This is a genomic window from Pedobacter segetis, assembly GCF_016623585.1.
Taxonomy (GTDB): Bacteria; Bacteroidota; Bacteroidia; order Sphingobacteriales; family Sphingobacteriaceae; genus Pseudopedobacter; species Pseudopedobacter segetis.
Genome location: NZ_JAEHFY010000012.1, coordinates 13,374 through 31,040, shown reverse-complemented (window position 1 = coordinate 31,040; position 17,667 = coordinate 13,374). Strand labels below are relative to the sequence as shown.

The following is a 17,667-nucleotide window of genomic DNA, read 5'->3' as shown; positions in this document are numbered from 1 at the left end:
TGGCAAATGATTATCTATAACGTTACCAGCATAGTAGAAGAAAACATCAAAGACGATTTTTTGGCCTATATGCAAGAAATCCATATCCCAGAAGTAATGGCAACTGGCAAATTTACCACCTCAAATCTATATCGGTTAACAGAACCTGTAAACGAAGGGACCACCTTCTGCGCACAATATATCGCAGAAGATCCCGAAGATTTAAAAGATTATAGAGAAAACTATGCCCCTAAATTACAACAAGATGTACAGCAAAAGTTTGGCGATCAAGTGGTATCATTTAGGAGCGTATTAGAAAAAATTTAATCCCGTAACTTTCCAATTTAACTCTAAACTTAATAAATGAACATTATCCAAACCCCAATCAAAGACTTACTGATCATAGAACCTAAAATATGGAAAGACGATAGAGGTTATTTTTTTGAAAGTTATAATAAAAAGGCTTTCGCCGATGCTGGTATAGTTGCAGATTTTGTGCAAGACAACCAATCTTTTTCTCATAAAGGTGCATTAAGGGGCTTACACGCCCAAGCAAATCCTTATGCACAAGGTAAATTGGTAAGGGTAGTGCAAGGCAAAGTGATGGATGTTGCCGTAGATATCAGAAAATCTTCAGCCACGTTTGGGCAACATTTTACCATAGAATTAAGCGGAGAAAACAATACGATGTTTTGGGTGCCACCAGGTTTTCTGCATGGCTTCGTTACCTTAGAAAACAATACCATTTTCAGTTATAAATGTACCAGCCTTTATCAAAAAGATGCAGAAGTTGGCGTAATTTGGAACGATAAAGACCTTGCGATCAATTGGGGAATAGATGAAAAAGATGCCTTGGTTTCTCCAAAAGATGCAATTCTCCCAAATTTTGCAACGATAGAAAGTCCGTTTTAAATATGCAAAACCCAAAAGAAGGTTTACGCTTAAACAAAGCCATCAGCGATACCGGCTTTTGCTCCCGCCGTGAAGCAGACCGCATTATCACAGAAGGCCGCGTAACCATCAACGGAAAAGAAGCGGTTTTGGGCGATCGTGTTTTAAGTACAGATGATGTAAGGGTTGATGGCAGAAAAGTTAAATTTAAAAAAGAAGAAGACTCCATCTACATCGCCTTTAACAAACCCCGAGGCATCACTTGCACCACAGACCAACATATTGAAGGCAATATCATAGATTATATCCGCCACCCAAAACGTATTTTCCCGATCGGCAGGTTAGATAAAGCATCCGAAGGCCTAATTTTTTTAACCAGTGATGGCGATATCGTGAACAAGATATTAAGGGCAGGGAATAATCACGAGAAAGAATACATCGTAACGGTAAACAAACCCATTACCCCAAACTTTATAAAAAAAATGGGCAGCGGTGTACCTATTTTAAACACCGTTACCAATAAATGTGTGGTAAAGCAAGAAAGCGAAACGGTTTTTAAGATTATCCTTACCCAGGGTTTAAACAGGCAGATCCGTAGAATGTGCCAACACCTAGATTACGAAGTAAAAAAACTGAAACGCACCCGCATCATGAACGTTTCACTTGGTAATATCCCTTTGGGCAAATGGCGAAACCTTAGCAAAGAAGAACTGGCAGAGATCATGAAAATGGTGGCAAATTCTAGTAAAACCGCTTAAATTATCTTTTAGAGATTTTGTTTAAAGTAATTTGCCTTTGTAAGGTACATTTAAAACGTCCAATATCATCACTCCTTTTCTTCAGATGCTTGTGCGAAACTTGGTGCGCCCTTTCTCGCCACAAACGCCAACTATTGGGCTTCAGTTCCCTTCTCATCAACCTAATCACATCCTTTTCTGGCAAACCAAACTGTAATTCTATGGCCTCAAAAGGCGTACGGTCCTCCCATGCCATTTCTATGATCCTATCCGTCTCTCTATCTGTTAGATCTTTAAAATCCCTTTTCATCCATTACAAACATCTTTTAGCTTCTATTGTTTAATAAAAATTAGGGCATTCGGGCGGGCTTTCCGCTATATCTTTTTATGCCATTTGCAAAACGGCTATTTGCATAAAAAGGATGCCGCTTCAATCCCTAATGCAGCAATTAACAATGTTTATCGTCTAACCAAAAGAAATCTAACCTAATGTTAAATCAAAAAGGTATAACAATAAAAAAAATCAACCTACCAAAAAAGGTGTGTTTAACTTGCCAAAAAGAATTTACTTGGCGCAAAAAGTGGGAAAAGTGTTGGGACGAAGTAAAATATTGTTCAAACCTTTGCCGAAATATTAAATAATAAGCAATATTGTAAAAGAAAACTGAGAAGATAAAAAATGAGCGAAAAAACGATACTTGTTTGGTTTAGAAATGATTTACGCATACATGATAATGAAATTTTATTAGAAGCTACCCAAAAAGCATCCACCATAGTTCCTGTTTTCATTTTTGATCCTCGCTATTTTAGGGAAACCATCTTTAACACCAAAAAAACAGGGGGCTTTAGGGCCCAATTCCTGTTAGAAAGCGTTGCCGATCTTAAAAAATCGTTACAAAAATTAGGGGGAGATCTACTGGTATTACAAGGTAATCCAGAAGAACTTATCCCACAGATCTGCGAAAAATACAACGTTAATGAAGTATATCACCACCGTGAAGTAGCTTCTGAAGAAACAGATATTTCCTCAAAAGTAGAAGATGCCCTTTGGAAAAAGCAGATCAACCTAAAACATTTTATTGGGCATACCATGTACCATAAAGAAGATCTGCCCTTCCCTATAAAAGACATCCCAGATGTATTTACCGTTTTTCGTAAAAAAACAGAGCGAGAAGGTATCATACGCCCCGCTTTTGAATCTCCTCAAAAAATTACCGTACCTAAAGATTTAGAAGAAACCACTTTACCAAGTTTAGAAGATTTAGGGGCAGAGCATAATAGAACAGACCATCGCACCGCTATAAAATTCAAGGGCGGTGAAACCGAAGGTTTAGCAAGATTAAAATATTATCTGTGGGATACCGATTTACTAAAAACCTATAAAAAAACCCGAAATGGGTTGATTGGGGCAGATTATAGCTCAAAGTTTTCTGCTTGGCTATCCGCCGGATGTTTATCTGCAAGGGAAGTTTACTGGGAGATAAAAAAATACGAACAAGAGCGTGGCGCAAACGATAGTACCTATTGGCTGATTTTTGAGCTTTTGTGGCGAGATTATTTCCGTTTTATGTTCAAAAAACACGGTACCCAATTTTTTATGGAAGGTGGTTTTAAAGGCAAAGAAAATGAACACGCCGAAAACCAAGAAGAACTTTTCGAAAAATGGAAAAATGCCGAAACTGGCATCCCCTTTATAGATGCCAATATGAAAGAGCTGAATTTAACCGGTTTTATGAGCAACCGTGGCCGCCAAAACGTGGCTTCTTACTTGGTAAAAGATTTAAAGGTAAACTGGACCTGGGGCGCTGCCTATTTTGAAGAAAAACTGATCGATTATAACCCGGCGAGCAATTGGGGAAATTGGGCCTATGTTGCCGGCGTTGGTAACGATCCCCGTGAAAACCGCCATTTTAATATTGAAAAGCAAGCTGATGATTATGATCCGAAAGGGGAGTATAGAAAGCTTTGGTTAGAAAATTAAATTAAAATTATTTATCAGTAATTTTAAAAACATAAACTCCAAAATTATCAGGGCTTAATTTATCCGAATTTTTAACTCTATCTGCCGCAGAAAAATATAATTCGTTTTTAGATTTATTATATTCCATTGTTTTTGCACCAAAATGGGTATTAAATTGTTTTGATACCACGTAGTTATCTTTCGATAATTGTTTTATTACAATAACTTTTCCTGCACCGGCAGAACAAAAAATCAATTTACGATCTTTGTCAAAATGAATACCATCGTCATTTCCTCCAATTGGAAATTGCATAATCATAGTACCTTTTTCAGAATCTAGCACCACCATTTTATTAATTCCCCTACAAATTGCAAACAACCTTTTGTTTTGATCATCCAAAGCTAATCCGGTTGGTGCAGCACCTTTTGGTAAAGGAAATCTTTTAATAACTTTTTGCTGCTTTACATCAATAATAATAGTTTCATCAGAACCTTCAAGATTATTATAAATAAATCCTTTATGATTAGAAAAAGCAAAATCAGGTGCTCCTCCTAATGCGATACTTCCTGTTATTTTATTGTTTTTTGGGTCTATGATTACAGATTTATTGTTATCACAAAACACATAAAGTTTCTTAGAAAAATCATCATAACACATTGGATCTGGATTTTCATTTCCAACTGCGATAGTAGTTATGCTGTCTAAACTGCTATAATTATACACAGTTACAGTATTATTATCTCCGTTAGATATAAATAGCTTATTAAAAGTTGGGGCAATTTCTATATGATGTGCACCATGCAAATTTTTAATAGTTTTTGTTTCTTTGTAAGAGTTCAAATCAATTACATGAACTCTATCATCATGCGAAACGAACAATCTGCTTTTTTGTGAATCTAAAAGCATATAATCCCAGCCACCGCTTCCTTTTAAAGATATTTTTTTCTGAAAAGAAAAATTACTTTGTGCAATTGCTGAGAATGAAAATAAAATGGGACAAATTATAGTTAAAATGCGACTTAAATTTTTCATTTTTTTGATATTTTTTTTTAAACTTATTTAATTTTAGATTCATATCAAAACACAATTTCAATCTTTGCTGTTTATTCTAAATGGCAAAAACACTCCGACTTATTTTAGGCGATCAGCTTAACCATCATCATTCTTGGTTTAATAAAAAAGATAATGAGGTTACATATATCATAATGGAAGTGATGCAAGAACAGCAATATGTGAAGCATCATATCCAAAAAATAATCGGTTTTTTTATGGCGATGAGAAACTTTGCCGAAGAATTGAGAAATGAGGGTCATCAAATCATTTACTTTCGATTAGATGATGAGGATAATCAGCAAAACTTTAAAGAAAACCTAAAAAACCTTATCGAAAAATTATCAATCGAAAAATTTGAATATCAACTGCCAGATGAATATCGCTTAGACCAACAAATAAAAGAAATCTGCGAAAACCTAGAAATTGAAACACAGGTTTTTGATACCGAACATTTTTACACCAGCCGTGAAGACGTAAAAGATTTTTTTAAAGGGAAAAAGCAATATTTAATGGAAAGCTTTTACCGCGATATGCGTAAAAAACACCATTTACTGGTTGATAATAAATTAGAACCATTTGGCGATAAATGGAACTTTGATCATGAAAACAGAAAAAAATACGATGGTAAATATCCGCTAAAAGCCCCCCTACTATTCAAAAAAGATGTTTCTGATATTGTTAAACTTTTAGATGATCTTAAAGTTGATTATTTCGGCAACATCAAACCAAAAGAATTCCCTTACCCAACAAGCAGAAAAGAAGCATTAAAAGTTCTAAAGTATTTTTGTGATGAGTTGCTCCCATCGTTTGGCAGATATGAAGATGCCATGCTAAAAGAACACCATACGCTTTTCCATTCTTGTCTTTCTTTTTCTTTAAACCTAAAAATGATCTCTCCAAAAGAAGTGGTAGATCAGGTTATTGATACTTGGCAGGCGAATAAAAAGGAGATCGATATTGCACAGGTAGAAGGTTTTGTACGGCAGGTGATCGGCTGGCGAGAATATATGCGTGGAATTTATTGGGACCAAATGCCGGCCTTTGCCTCAAAAAATTATTTGGATAATAAAACCAAATTACCTTCTTGGTTTTGGGATGGCAAAGTAAAAATGAATTGTTTAAAATATGCCATCAATAACTCTTTAGACCATGCTTATGCCCATCATATCCAGCGGTTAATGGTAATCGGAAATTTTGCGTTATTGATAGGCGCAAACCCCAATGAAGTGGATGCTTGGTACCTTGGCGTTTATGCCGATGCCGTAGAATGGGTACAGATAACCAACACCCGTGGCATGAGCCAATTTGCAGATGGTGGTTTAATAGGTTCTAAACCCTATGTTGCATCTGCCAATTACATCAATAAAATGAGCAATTATTGCAGCGGTTGCAAGTACGATAAAAACCTAAGACATGGAGACAAAGCCTGTCCGTTTAATAGTTTGTACTGGAATTTCTATATCAAACATGAAGATAAATTGAAAAAAAATGCCCGTATAGGGATGGTGTACAGGTTATTAGAAAAAATGGACAAATCAGAAATAGATACAATCGTAAACCAGGGCAATCATTACCTATCAAACTTAAACTCATTGTAAAATAAACAAACTGTTAATAAATTTGTTACCCAAACAAATAACCCAAACCAAATACATTGTTAAAACATAAGTTTTGAGAAAATTCTCTATTAGTGATATTGAAAATTTAACAGGTATTAAAGCCCATACCATAAGGGTTTGGGAACAGCGTTACAATTTTTTTACCCCTAAACGTACAGAAACCAACATCAGGTATTATGATGATCATGATCTTTGTAAGTTTTTAAACATTGCCGCTTTAAATGAAAGCGGCTACAAAATCAGTAGGATATCCAAGATGGATAATGCCGAGATAAATCTATTGGTAAAGAAACTTCAAGAAGATCACTATAATATCAACGTACAAGTCCAGATGCTATCAAACGCCATGTTAAAAATGGATGATCATGAGTTTGATGAAGTATTAAACGGTTGCGTAAACGATTTGGGAATGGAGAAAGCGATATGTGAGATCATCTTCCCATTTATGCGCAAAGTGGGCTTTATGTGGCAAGTAGGCACTATAAATGCTGCGCATGAACATTTCGCCACCCAAAAAATAGAACAAAAAATAATTCACGATACTTATGAACTAAAGAGTGCCAAGAACGAAAACTCTAAACGCTTCATCTTGTTTTTACCCCCACAAGAACACCACGAAGTAGGTTTGCTATTTGCGCAATACCTTCTTAAAAACAATGGGCACAGGGCATTATATTTAGGGCAAGATATGCCCTTTGAAAGCCTAGGAGAGGTAGTAGAATATTATGAACCTGACTTTGTTTTTACGGTGCTTACCATCGCAAATTCAGAAATTAAATTAGAAGATCTGATCCACAAGATCAAAGAAAAAATTAATGATACTCCTTTAATTTTGGCCGGTGCACAAATTTCTTGTAATACTTTCTCTCCTATCCCAAACACCATTTTTATCAAAAACATACAAGAATTTATAGATCAGGTGCACCATCTTAACGGCTCTGCTTATAAATAACCTACAAGCACATAATTAAATTTAATTAATAGCATTAATTTACTGGTTTACAAACCTATTTTTTTACTTTTGCAACCAATAAAAATATTTTTTTTTGATGGATAGTTTATCTTATCTAAGCAACGCCGATTCGGCATACATAGATTCCTTATACCAATCTTACCAACAAAACCCAGATTCGGTTGATTTTGGTTGGCAAAAATTCTTTGAAGGTTTTGATTTTGGTCAACAATCAGACAAAGAAGCATCTACTGGCAATACTTCTTCTAGCTCTTCTGATCATGTTTTAAAAGAAATAAATGCTCTAAACATGATCAATGGATACAGAGATCGTGGGCATTTATTTACTAAAACAAATCCGGTAAGAGAGAGGAGGCAATATTTCCCAGGCAAAGAATTAGAGACTTTTGGCTTTACAGAAGCCGATCTGGATACCGTTTTTAAGGCCGGTGTAGAAGTTGGGTTAGGCCCCAATGCCACTTTAAGGGAAATTAAACAACTTTTAGAAGATACCTATTGCCAATCTTTAGGGATAGAATATCGCTATATGCGTAACCCCATCAAACTTAAATGGTTTGAAGATCGCATGGAAAAATCTAGGAACAAACCAGATTTTGATGTTGAGACAAAAAAAAGGATCCTACTAAAATTAAACCAAGCGGTTGCATTTGAGAGTTTTTTAGGTACCAAATTTTTAGGCCAGAAAAGATTTTCTTTAGAAGGCGCAGAAGCCTTGATCCCTGCATTAGATTCTGTTATAGAAAAAGGGGCAGCTTTAGGGATCCAGGAATTTGTAATAGGAATGGCACATAGAGGGCGGCTAAACGTATTGGCCAACATTATGGGTAAAACCTATAAAGATATTTTCTCTGAGTTTGAAGGGAAGTACAATAAAGACCTTCCGTTTGGTGGCGACGTAAAATATCATCTTGGTTTTTCTACCGATGTAGAAACCTCTAATAACCAAAAAGTTCATTTAAGCCTTTGCCCAAATCCATCACATTTAGAAACGGTTTCTGCCGTGGTAGAAGGGATTACACGCTCTAAGATGGATTTAAAATATGATAGCGATTATAAAAAGATTGCACCTATTTTATTGCATGGCGATGCTTCTATTGCGGGGCAGGGCATAGTTTATGAGGTTTTGCAAATGTCTAAGTTAGATGCTTACTCTACCGGCGGCACCATCCATTTGGTCATCAATAATCAAATTGGCTTTACCACCAATTATAAAGATGCAAGATCTTCTACCTATTGTACAGATATCGCCAAAGTAACTTTATCGCCTGTTTTCCATGTAAACGGAGACGATGTAGAAGAGTTGGTTTATGCCATAAATATGGCGATGGAATATCGCCAACGTTTCCATAACGATGTTTTTATAGATATTCTTTGCTATCGTAGATACGGCCACAATGAGTCTGATGAGCCTAGGTTTACACAGCCGATACTTTATAAAACCATAGAAAACCACCCAAACCCAAGAGAAATTTATGTAGAAAAACTGCTTTCTTCTGGTACGGTTGATAATAATTTGGCAAAGCAGATGGAAAAGGAGTTTAAGGCCCTTTTACAAGAAAGATTAAACGAATCTAAAGAAGATGAAGGCGCACCATCAAACCCTGCATTTTCTGGAGCATGGACAGCTATGCGTTTTTCTAAACCAGAAGATTTTGAATCATCTCCAAATACAGCTATCGATAAAGAAACGTTTTTAAAGCTTGCAAAAAGTATTTCTACTTTACCAAAAGATAAAAATTTCCTTTCAAAAATTGATCGTTTGTTTAAAGAGCGATTAAAAATGGCCGAAGAAACCCATGTTTTTGATTGGGCCATGGGAGAATTGGTAGCTTATGCCAGCGTTATAAATGATGGCAAAAGAGTGAGAATGAGCGGACAAGATGTAGAAAGAGGGACTTTCTCGCACAGACATGCCGTAGTGAAAGTAGAAGATTCTGAAGAAGAATATACACCATTATCAAACTTGGCAAAAGATCAAGCCCCGTTTGAAATCTATAACTCTCACCTCTCAGAATATGGTGTTCTAGGTTTCGAGTATGGTTACGCCATGGCAAACCCAAATGCTTTAACAATTTGGGAAGCGCAGTTTGGCGATTTCTTTAATGGTGCGCAAATTATCCTGGATCAGTACATCTCTGCTGCCGAAACAAAATGGCAAAGGGCAAACGGATTGGTTATGCTTTTACCTCACGGTTATGAAGGGCAAGGGCCAGAACATTCTTCAGCAAGGATAGAACGTTTCTTAGAGCTTTGTGCAGAATATAATATGCAAGTGATCAATTGCACCACACCGGCCCAATTCTTCCATGCCCTACGCAGACAATTAATAAGAGAAATTCGTAAACCTTTAGTAGTTTTCTCGCCAAAAAGCCTATTGAGATTTCCTAAATGTGTTTCTCCCTTAAAAGATTTTACAGACGGTAAGTTTCAAGAAGTAATTGATGATGAGAATGTTAAAGCTGTAAATGTTAAACGAGTTTTAATATCTTTTGGTAAAATTTATTACGATTTATTAGAAGAGCAAGAAAAAAGCAAAAGAAATGATGTTGCTATAGTAAGGTTAGAACAGGTTTATCCAACGCCTTATGATCAATTAGAAAAAATCAGGAAAAAATATAAAAATGCAGAATTTGTTTGGGTGCAAGAGGAATCAGAAAACATGGGCGCTTGGCCATTCATATCAAGGATTTTTAGAAAATCAGATTTTAATTTTGATGTAATATCAAGAAAGCCATCTAGCAGCCCAGCAACTGGTTTTGCCAAACAACATTTGGCAGAACAAGCCGCAATTGTTGCCAAAGCATTTGAGATTAAAAACGTAGAAAAAGTTAAAGAAGTTATTAAAAAATCTGCAATGGCAAAAACGGCCAAAGTTGATTAATAGAAAATCATATTCTTAAATTTATGAGCTTAGATATAAAGGTGCCTTCAGTTGGCGAATCAATTACAGAGGTAGTACTGGCCAAATGGTTAAAAAAAGAAGGCGACCATGTAGAAATGGACGAGGTAATTGCTGAGTTAGAATCTGACAAGGCTACTTTTGAATTACCAGCAGAAGCATCTGGTACTTTAAAGTTGATCGCAAATGAAGGCGATACTTTAGAAATTGGAGCTGTTGTTTGTAGTATTGAAGACGGCGATCCTGTTAAAACCGACAGCCAAAAGGCAAAAGCCAAAAGCGAAAAACAAGACGTAGAGAAGGCCGCAAGTGAAGAACCAAAAGCCGAGAGCAGTGAAACGAAAGAAATAAAAGTCCCTTCGGTTGGAGAATCTATTACAGAAGTTACCCTAACAAAATGGTTAAAACAAGAAGGTGATAGCGTAGAGATGGATGAGGTTATTGCCGAACTAGAATCTGATAAGGCTACTTTTGAATTACCAGCAGAAAGTGCGGGAATTTTAAGTTTAATAGCAAAAGAAGGCGATACCTTAGAGATTGGTGCTGTGGTAGCTAAAATTTCTGGAAGAGGCGCACAAAATGCTGAAAGCCAAAAGCCAGAAGCAGAGAGCAATTCAAAAACTGAAAAATCTAATACTTCTTATGCAGATAAATCGCCATCACCTGCCGCCGCAAAAATTTTAGCAGAAAAAGGTATTGATGCAAAAGATGTGAAAAGTACTGGAGTTGATGGCCGCATTACAAAAGAAGATGCCATTAATGCCCAAAAAGTTGAAGATCAAAAGACGAAGGTAGAAGGCTCAACAATATCTAAATCTTCTGGAAGCACATCTGCTTCACAGCCAACTTCTGGAAATAGAGATGAGCGTCGTGAAAAGATGACCTCTTTACGAAAAACCATTTCTAAACGCTTGGTTACCGTAAAGAATGAAACCGCCATGTTAACAACCTTTAACGAAGTTAACATGGGACCGGTGATGGAACTAAGGAAGAAATATAAAGATCAATTTAAAGAAAAACATGGCGTTGGTTTAGGTTTCATGTCGTTTTTTACAAAGGCAGTTACCGAAGCGTTAAAAGATTTCCCATCTGTTGGCGCAAGAATAGAAGGCGAAGAATTGGTTTTCAGCAATTTTGCCGATGTTTCAATTGCGGTATCTGCACCAAAAGGATTGGTGGTACCTGTAATAAGAAATGCAGATAGTTTATCTTTAGCAGAGATTGAAAAAGAAGTTATTAGATTGGCGGTTAAGGCCCGCGAAGGTAAATTAGGGATTGATGAGATGACAGGTGGAACCTTTACGATAACTAATGGTGGTATATTTGGTTCTATGATGTCAACACCAATCATTAACGCCCCACAGTCTGCAATTTTGGGGATGCACAACATAGTAGAACGCCCAATGGCAGTAAACGGCCAGGTTGTTATTCTTCCGATGATGTATTTGGCATTATCTTATGATCACAGGGTAATTGATGGTAGAGAATCCGTAGGCTTTTTGGTAAGGGTTAAGCAATTGTTAGAAGATCCCGCCAGGTTATTATTAGGAGTTTAAAATCGATAAAAATAAACATAAAAACCTCTGAGAGATTAGAGGTTTTTCTTTTTACAACTGTTAATGAATCTTATAGTTACTTTTTCTAAAGACCTTATTTTCAAATTTATAAGATTTGGCATTGTTGGCATTTCTGGTATTTTTGTTGATTTTGGAACAACGTGGCTACTAAAAGAAAAAGTAAAGATCCATAAATACGTAGCCAATTCTTGTGGTTTTTTGTTGGCTACTTTAACCAACTATTTGCTAAACAGGTACTGGACTTTCCAAAGCCACGATCCAAAAGCATTTCAGCAATTCGGTAAATTTTTCGCTATTGCATTGGTGGGTTTAATCTTCAATAATCTGATCATCTATTTTTTAAACGATAAATTGAAGATCAATTTTTACCTATCAAAAGTATTCGCAATTGTTGCCGTTTCTTTATGGAACTTTTTTGCAAACTATATTTATACTTTTGCAGCCTAATGGATAAGTTTTTGAAAAATACGGTTACTGATGTTAATAGCAAGAACCTCTTTATCTTATTTCTTGTCTTAACTTTTGTACTCAATCTTTTACAATCTTATTTTACTGGTTTACACCCAGATGAAGCTTATTACTGGATCTATTCTAAGTTTTTAGATTGGGGATATTTTGATCATCCGCCAATGGTTGCATTATTTATTAAAGGTGGTTATGCAATATTCCAAAACACATTAGGGCTTAGGTTAATTACTGTGATTAGCAATTTAGGTGCGCTTATAATTCTATACCAAATAGTTAAAAAGTATAACCAAAACGTCCCATTGTTTATCTTAATGGTAAGCGCTGTGTTAATGTTTCATGTTTACGCATTCATTACCACACCAGATGTGCCGCTATTCTTTTTTACCATATTGTTTTTATACCTCTATCAGATTTATCTAAAAGAAGATAAATTATATTGGGCAATTCTGTTGGGTTTGGTATGCGGAGCATTAATGATGAGCAAATATCATGGAATATTAGTGATATTTTTTGTACTAATCTCTAATCTTAATTTATTTAAAAGAAAATCTTTTTATTTGGTAATTTCTTTGGGTATCTTAATTTGCTTACCGCATTTATACTGGCAATACCTCAATAATTTCCCTTCTTTTTATTACCATATTATTGATCGATCAGCAACACCTTATAGGTTTGATTATACTTCGCAATACTTTTTAGACCAATTATTGATGATGGGGCCTTTAGTTGGTTGGTTGTTTTTTTATTACGGTTTTAAGGTAAAAAGTAAGCCCGATGCGTTTTTAAGATCTTTAAAATTCATTTTATACGGGGTTTTAATTTTTTTCTTTATCAGCACTTTTAAAGGCAGGGTACAAGCCCAATGGCCTTTGATAGAGTTTATTGCATTGTTTATTTTGGCTTATGTTTATGCCAGTAACAATACGGCACATGTTTCTAAATTTAAGTGGTTGTTTGGGATAAATATATTCTTGATAATTTTGGCCAGGTTGATCATTATGGGATTTATCCCTGCCGCCAATAAAATAAAATTTGTTGCCGAATTTCAAAATTATGATGTTTGGGCAAATCAGCTAAAAGAGGTAACAGAAAACAAACCTGTGATTTTTTTAGACGGTTTCCAAAAAGCTTCTTATTATAATTTTTACACCCGATCTTTAAAAGCAGATGCCTATAATTCTATTGCTTACAGGCAAACACAATATGATCTTTGGCCTTTAGAAAATGAGATACAAGGTAAAAGCGTGTTTTTAATTGAAGATGGAAAAGCAACAGGCAAAAATCAACAAACTGTAAAAACCATTAAAGGGGCCTACCATCTCACCTTAATAAACCATGTTAGGTTTTATCCCAAGATATATTTTGACCCTATAAATTTCCCAAAACAATGGGATAAAAACGAAACCAGGCTTGTTGCCTTTACCATCAGAAACCCGTACCAAAAAACCGTTTCATTTTCTGATGATGATCAAGAATGGAAATGTAGTTTTCAATACGGTTTAATGCAAAACGGTAAAATGATTAGCTTATCGGCTTTGCCAGATTCTTTAAAGGCAATTTCGTTAAAAGCCAACGAAACAAAGAAAGTTAACCTCAATATTAAATCGCCAAATAAAGCGGGAGATTATAAGTTATTTATATCAATAAAAACAAAGCCCTTTAAAGGTACCAGAAACAGCAAAATGATTTCCCTTAAAGTTAAATAAATATGAGCATCAAAAAAATAAGCTTCATCCTATCAACATTGTTATCTACATTAGTTTTTAGCGCAAAATCGCAAACAATTGAGGGAAACCTTAACTATTTTGGTTTTATGGATAATAGAGAATATGCCAGGTCTAAAAGGTTTTCCCAAACCATATTTGGCAACCGCATTTCTCCCGAAATTGGCCTTAAGTTAGATAGCTTTAACAGGTTTAGGATAGGTTTTAATGCCCTGTATGAATTTGGATCGCAAAAGCATACCTTTTTTGATAGAGTTGATCCCGTAATTTACTACGAGCATGAAAAAAACAACTGGAGTTTTTTTATTGGCTCTTTCCCGAGGTTAAATTTATTGACGGATTATCCCGTAGGTTTATTAAGAGATTCATTAAATTATTATAGACCCAATATTGAAGGGATGTTGGTTAAATATCAAACAAAGCAATTTAGAGAAACTGTTTGGCTAGATTGGACCAGCAGGCAAACCGCAAAAGATAAGGAAACGTTCTTATTTGGTTTTTCTGGAAAGTACCAACCCGGTATGTTCTTTTTATCCCATTATGCTTTTATGTACCATAACGCCGGGGCAGGGATACCTATACCGGGAGATTTTCTGCAAGATAACGGTGGTTTGCAGGCCGAAGTTGGCTTGGACCTATCCAAAAAAACAATTTTAGATTCTTTAACCCTAAGTGGCGGTGTGATGTTCTCTATCGAAAGAACCAGGGCTATATCCTCTTCCTTTAACACACCGGCCGGGTTTATTTCTAACTTATATGCCTCTTATAAAAAATTTAGCGTAAAGAATACTTTTTATAACGGCAACCCACACCATATCATTTATGGAGACTCATTTTATACCACCCATGGCTATTACGATAGGGTTGATTTAGGCTATACCGCAATAAAATACAAAAATTTAGAAGGTAAGTTTGTGTTTAGCTACCACTTCTTAGAAGGCGTTTTAGATAATCAACAGGCTTTTTTCTTAAGGTATAATATCTCCGGCAAAAAAGACCTGAAGAAAAAACAGTAACTATTTTTTGATATACTTGGCTATTTTAGCAACCAGTTCGTCTGGTTTAAACGGTTTTAATTGATAATCAATCATTCCGTTTGCATTGATCTCATTAATATCTTCTTTAAGTATAGAGGCCGTAAGGGCAATGATCGGGAGTTTATCAAAATACTCGTCGTTATCCTCTCTCAGTTTTTTCACGGTTTCATAACCCGTCATTTCCGGCATGTGAACATCCATCAAAACCAAGTCAAAATCTTTGGCTTGTAGTAATTCTATGGCTTTAAAACCGCTATCGGCAGGTATAACCTCTAAACCATATCTGGTTAGCACCTTTATTGCCAATATCCTATTGATTTCATTATCATCAACTACCAGAATTTTGGCTTTTAATGTATCTTGTTGCTTTGTTTGATCCACCTGATTTTGCTCTAGATCGATAAAATTATTAAACCTTAGGTCAAATTCAAAAGTAGTGCCTTTTTCCAGTTCGCTATTTACTTTTATGGATCCATGGTAGAGTTGTATCAATCTTTTGGTAATGGATAGCCCTAAGCCAGAACCACCGTACTTCCTTGCCGTATTGGTAGCCGCTTGCGTAAAAGACTCAAAAATATAATCATACTTATCCTCTGGTATTCCGATACCCGTATCTATAACCTTAAAGTTTAGCCTTGTATGTTCTTTATCGATGCTTATTAAATCTGCCGTAATCTTTACAAATCCCTTATCCGTAAATTTAATAGCGTTATTGATCAGGTTGATAAGGATCTGGTACAAACGCGTTTTATCTCCCCTAACCAAGGCAGGGATGTTAGGGTCAACCTCGTATATTATTTCTATATTTTTTTCCTTGACTTTAAAAATCAGGGAATCTGCAATATCCTTGATTAAATCATTGATAGAAAGCCTTTTATTTTCCAATTCCATTTTACCTACCTCTATCTTAGAAAAATCTAGGATATCGTTGATCAAGGCCAATAGGTTATCTGATGAAAATTTTAATAGTTTAATGGTATGGTTTTGTGATTCTAGCTTTTCCTCATCATTTAAGATATTAGATAAACCAATAATGGCATTTAAAGGCGTTCTTATCTCATGGCTCATTACCGATAAGAACATTTCTTTGGCCTTACTTAATTGTATAGCCTGTTCTTTGGCCTCTACAAGCTGGAATTCTGCCAGTTTGCGTTGGGTTATATCCGATATGATCTCTATCTGTTTATAAACATCTTGCTTCTCATCATGAATAGGTGTATTTGAAACAGAAAGCCATACTTCAGAACCATCTTTCTTATTTACTTTTATTTCAATATTAAAAGGAATTAGGTTGGCTGCTTTTTCTCTACCCTCTCTTATTGTATCTAAATCTGTTTCACTACTGTTGGCTAAATCACCTAGGCGTTTGCCAACCACTTCTTCTAATTGATAGCCTAATAATTTAACCAAAGAATCATTGATCCAATTTACTTTGCCATTTTGATCGCTTATACATACGCCAATTTCTGTTTCGCTTGCCACCAAAGAAAGTAATTCTAACTTTTCTTCTGATAGCTTTCTATCGGTTATATCTACGATAATCTCTATGAGGCTTTCTATCTCGCCTTGCTCATCTAAAATAATAGTGTTAAATACAGAAAGCCATATCGGCTTGCCATCTTTTCTGTTCGCTAGCAGTTCAACAGAAAAAGATTGCTTATTTTCAGTTGCTTTTCTGGCTTCTTCTACCCTCTTTTGGGAAGAGTTTGATGCACTAATAACATCTCCCAATTTCTTATCGATAATATCATTAAGGCTATACCCCGTAATTTTAACGAAAGCATCGTTTACCCAAACCACCTCGCTTTTGTTATTGCTAATCACAACGCCGTTATTGATCTTGCTAGCAACCGTAGAAAGTTGGTTTAAATTTCTAATCAATTCTTTTTGCTTGGTTACTTCTCTACCTATAATAAACCAGGTACGTTTTTTGGTAACGGCGTTCCAACTGATCCATTTAATTTCCCCGGTTTTGGAAATTAAACGCGTTTCTACCTCAAAATTTTTACTTCCGTTTGATAATGCCTCATTAGCAGACCTAAGAACGTTAAATTTATCTTCGTGGAAAACAAACTTTGCGATATCCATCCCCAAACATTCTTGGGGGTTAAAACCTAAAATTTTCTCTGATGCGTTGTTTATGTTTAAAATTTTCTGATTTTCATCTAGGATACAGATCAGATCTGGCGAAGAGTTAAAGAGGATATTGAACTCTTCTTTTTTTACCTTATCTTTCTGACCTTCTAAATCCTTCTTTCTCAAATCCAAAACATTAACTAACTGATCGGCAATGTTTCTTAATGCTTCAATTTGATGCTGATCCAATGTTTTGGATCCTTCATCTAATAGGCACAGGGTACCAGTTAAGTCGTTATCAGAGGTTTCAAATTTTAAGCCTGCATAAAAGTTAAAAGGGAAATTAGGATCATGGATTAGTTCTTTGGTTTTAGGGTCTGTTTTAAGAGATTGTATTTGTAAAAATCCGTCTTCACTCTCTACCGTAAATTTACAAATTGACCTAGATAAACGTAAATTAACTGGGTCAATGTTGCCTTCGGTATATCTCACATCTTGGAAATCATCTTTAATAAAAGATATAGAAGCATTTTTACAGCCAGAAACATAACATGCAGATTTCAGAATTGGGATAAAGTCCTTTTCAGAATTTTCATTAAACAGGTCATATAATGACATGTTTGCCACCGCATGAATCGTAGTTAGGTATGTTTCTTCAGCAATCAATTATAAA

General features: G+C 35.5%; 15 protein-coding genes. 12 read left to right on the top strand and 3 right to left on the bottom strand.

Translation table 11 applies throughout. From position 1 onward, the window contains the following. Nucleotides 1-6 precede the first annotated feature (6 nt). Genes I5M32_RS09465 through rluF form a run of 3 tightly spaced genes read left to right on the top strand, consistent with a single transcriptional unit; the run spans nucleotide 7 to nucleotide 1,628 of the window. Entirely contained in the window at nucleotides 7-306 is a 300-nt protein-coding gene (locus tag I5M32_RS09465) for a DUF4286 family protein (protein WP_200585994.1), read from the top strand. Between the two features lie 36 nt (nucleotides 307-342). Further along, nucleotides 343-891 (top strand): dTDP-4-dehydrorhamnose 3,5-epimerase, encoded by a 549-nt coding sequence (rfbC, locus tag I5M32_RS09460; RefSeq protein ID WP_200585993.1) that lies wholly within the window; start codon nucleotides 343-345, stop codon nucleotides 889-891. 2 nt (nucleotides 892-893) lie between these two features. Then, nucleotides 894-1,628, top strand: coding sequence for a 23S rRNA pseudouridine(2604) synthase RluF (rluF, locus tag I5M32_RS09455; protein WP_200585992.1), 735 nt, complete (start codon nucleotides 894-896; stop codon nucleotides 1,626-1,628). 1 nt (nucleotide 1,629) lies between these two features. On the opposite strand, the gene I5M32_RS09450 is transcribed toward rluF, so the two are convergent. Continuing rightward, on the bottom strand, nucleotides 1,630-1,917 hold the full coding sequence (locus I5M32_RS09450; RefSeq protein ID WP_200585991.1) for a TIGR03643 family protein: 288 nt from the start codon (nucleotides 1,915-1,917) through the stop codon (nucleotides 1,630-1,632). A 179-nt stretch (nucleotides 1,918-2,096) separates the two neighbouring features. Between I5M32_RS09450 and I5M32_RS16860 the strand changes: the two genes are divergently transcribed. Both I5M32_RS16860 and I5M32_RS09440 read left to right on the top strand, forming a co-directional pair. After that, entirely contained in the window at nucleotides 2,097-2,249 is a 153-nt protein-coding gene (locus tag I5M32_RS16860) for a DUF2256 domain-containing protein (protein ID WP_200585990.1), read from the top strand. Nucleotides 2,250-2,286: 37 nt separating this feature from the next. Then, nucleotides 2,287-3,588: a DASH family cryptochrome gene (locus I5M32_RS09440; RefSeq protein ID WP_200585989.1), complete on the top strand. Its 1,302-nt coding sequence runs from the start codon at nucleotides 2,287-2,289 to the stop codon at nucleotides 3,586-3,588. Nucleotides 3,589-3,595: 7 nt separating this feature from the next. Here I5M32_RS09440 and I5M32_RS09435 read toward each other — a convergent pair whose 3' ends face one another. Continuing rightward, nucleotides 3,596-4,600 (bottom strand): YncE family protein, encoded by a 1,005-nt coding sequence (locus tag I5M32_RS09435; protein ID WP_200585988.1) that lies wholly within the window; start codon nucleotides 4,598-4,600, stop codon nucleotides 3,596-3,598. Between the two features lie 80 nt (nucleotides 4,601-4,680). On the opposite strand from I5M32_RS09435, the gene I5M32_RS09430 reads away from it, so the two are divergent. The 7 genes from I5M32_RS09430 (at nucleotide 4,681) to I5M32_RS09400 (ending at nucleotide 14,897) form a co-directional block, all read left to right on the top strand. Further along, nucleotides 4,681-6,219 carry a cryptochrome/photolyase family protein gene (locus I5M32_RS09430; RefSeq protein WP_200585987.1) on the top strand — a complete coding sequence of 513 codons (1,539 nt, stop codon included), beginning with the start codon at nucleotides 4,681-4,683 and terminating at the stop codon, nucleotides 6,217-6,219. Between the two features lie 73 nt (nucleotides 6,220-6,292). Then, a complete protein-coding gene (locus I5M32_RS09425; protein ID WP_200585986.1) occupies nucleotides 6,293-7,192 on the top strand; it encodes a MerR family transcriptional regulator in 900 nt (299 codons plus the stop codon). 97 nt (nucleotides 7,193-7,289) lie between these two features. Further along, on the top strand, nucleotides 7,290-10,094 hold the full coding sequence (locus I5M32_RS09420; protein ID WP_200585985.1) for a 2-oxoglutarate dehydrogenase E1 component: 2,805 nt from the start codon (nucleotides 7,290-7,292) through the stop codon (nucleotides 10,092-10,094). Nucleotides 10,095-10,117: 23 nt separating this feature from the next. Then, nucleotides 10,118-11,668 carry a 2-oxoglutarate dehydrogenase complex dihydrolipoyllysine-residue succinyltransferase gene (gene odhB / locus I5M32_RS09415; RefSeq protein ID WP_200585984.1) on the top strand — a complete coding sequence of 517 codons (1,551 nt, stop codon included), beginning with the start codon at nucleotides 10,118-10,120 and terminating at the stop codon, nucleotides 11,666-11,668. A gap of 63 nt (nucleotides 11,669-11,731) precedes the next feature. Continuing rightward, nucleotides 11,732-12,136 carry a GtrA family protein gene (locus I5M32_RS09410; RefSeq protein ID WP_200585983.1) on the top strand — a complete coding sequence of 135 codons (405 nt, stop codon included), beginning with the start codon at nucleotides 11,732-11,734 and terminating at the stop codon, nucleotides 12,134-12,136. Next, nucleotides 12,136-13,863, top strand: a complete 1,728-nt coding sequence (locus I5M32_RS09405) for an ArnT family glycosyltransferase (RefSeq protein ID WP_200585982.1) — start codon at nucleotides 12,136-12,138, stop codon at nucleotides 13,861-13,863. Before I5M32_RS09410 ends, I5M32_RS09405 begins: the two co-directional genes overlap by 1 nt. Before the next feature lie 2 nt (nucleotides 13,864-13,865). Continuing rightward, nucleotides 13,866-14,897, top strand: coding sequence for a hypothetical protein (locus I5M32_RS09400; protein ID WP_200585981.1), 1,032 nt, complete (start codon nucleotides 13,866-13,868; stop codon nucleotides 14,895-14,897). Here the strand turns inward: I5M32_RS09400 and I5M32_RS09395 are convergent, their stop codons facing one another. Beyond that, complete coding sequence (locus tag I5M32_RS09395; RefSeq protein ID WP_200585980.1) at nucleotides 14,898-17,612, bottom strand: PAS domain-containing hybrid sensor histidine kinase/response regulator; 2,715 nt, start codon at nucleotides 17,610-17,612, stop codon at nucleotides 14,898-14,900. Nucleotides 17,613-17,667 lie beyond the last annotated feature (55 nt).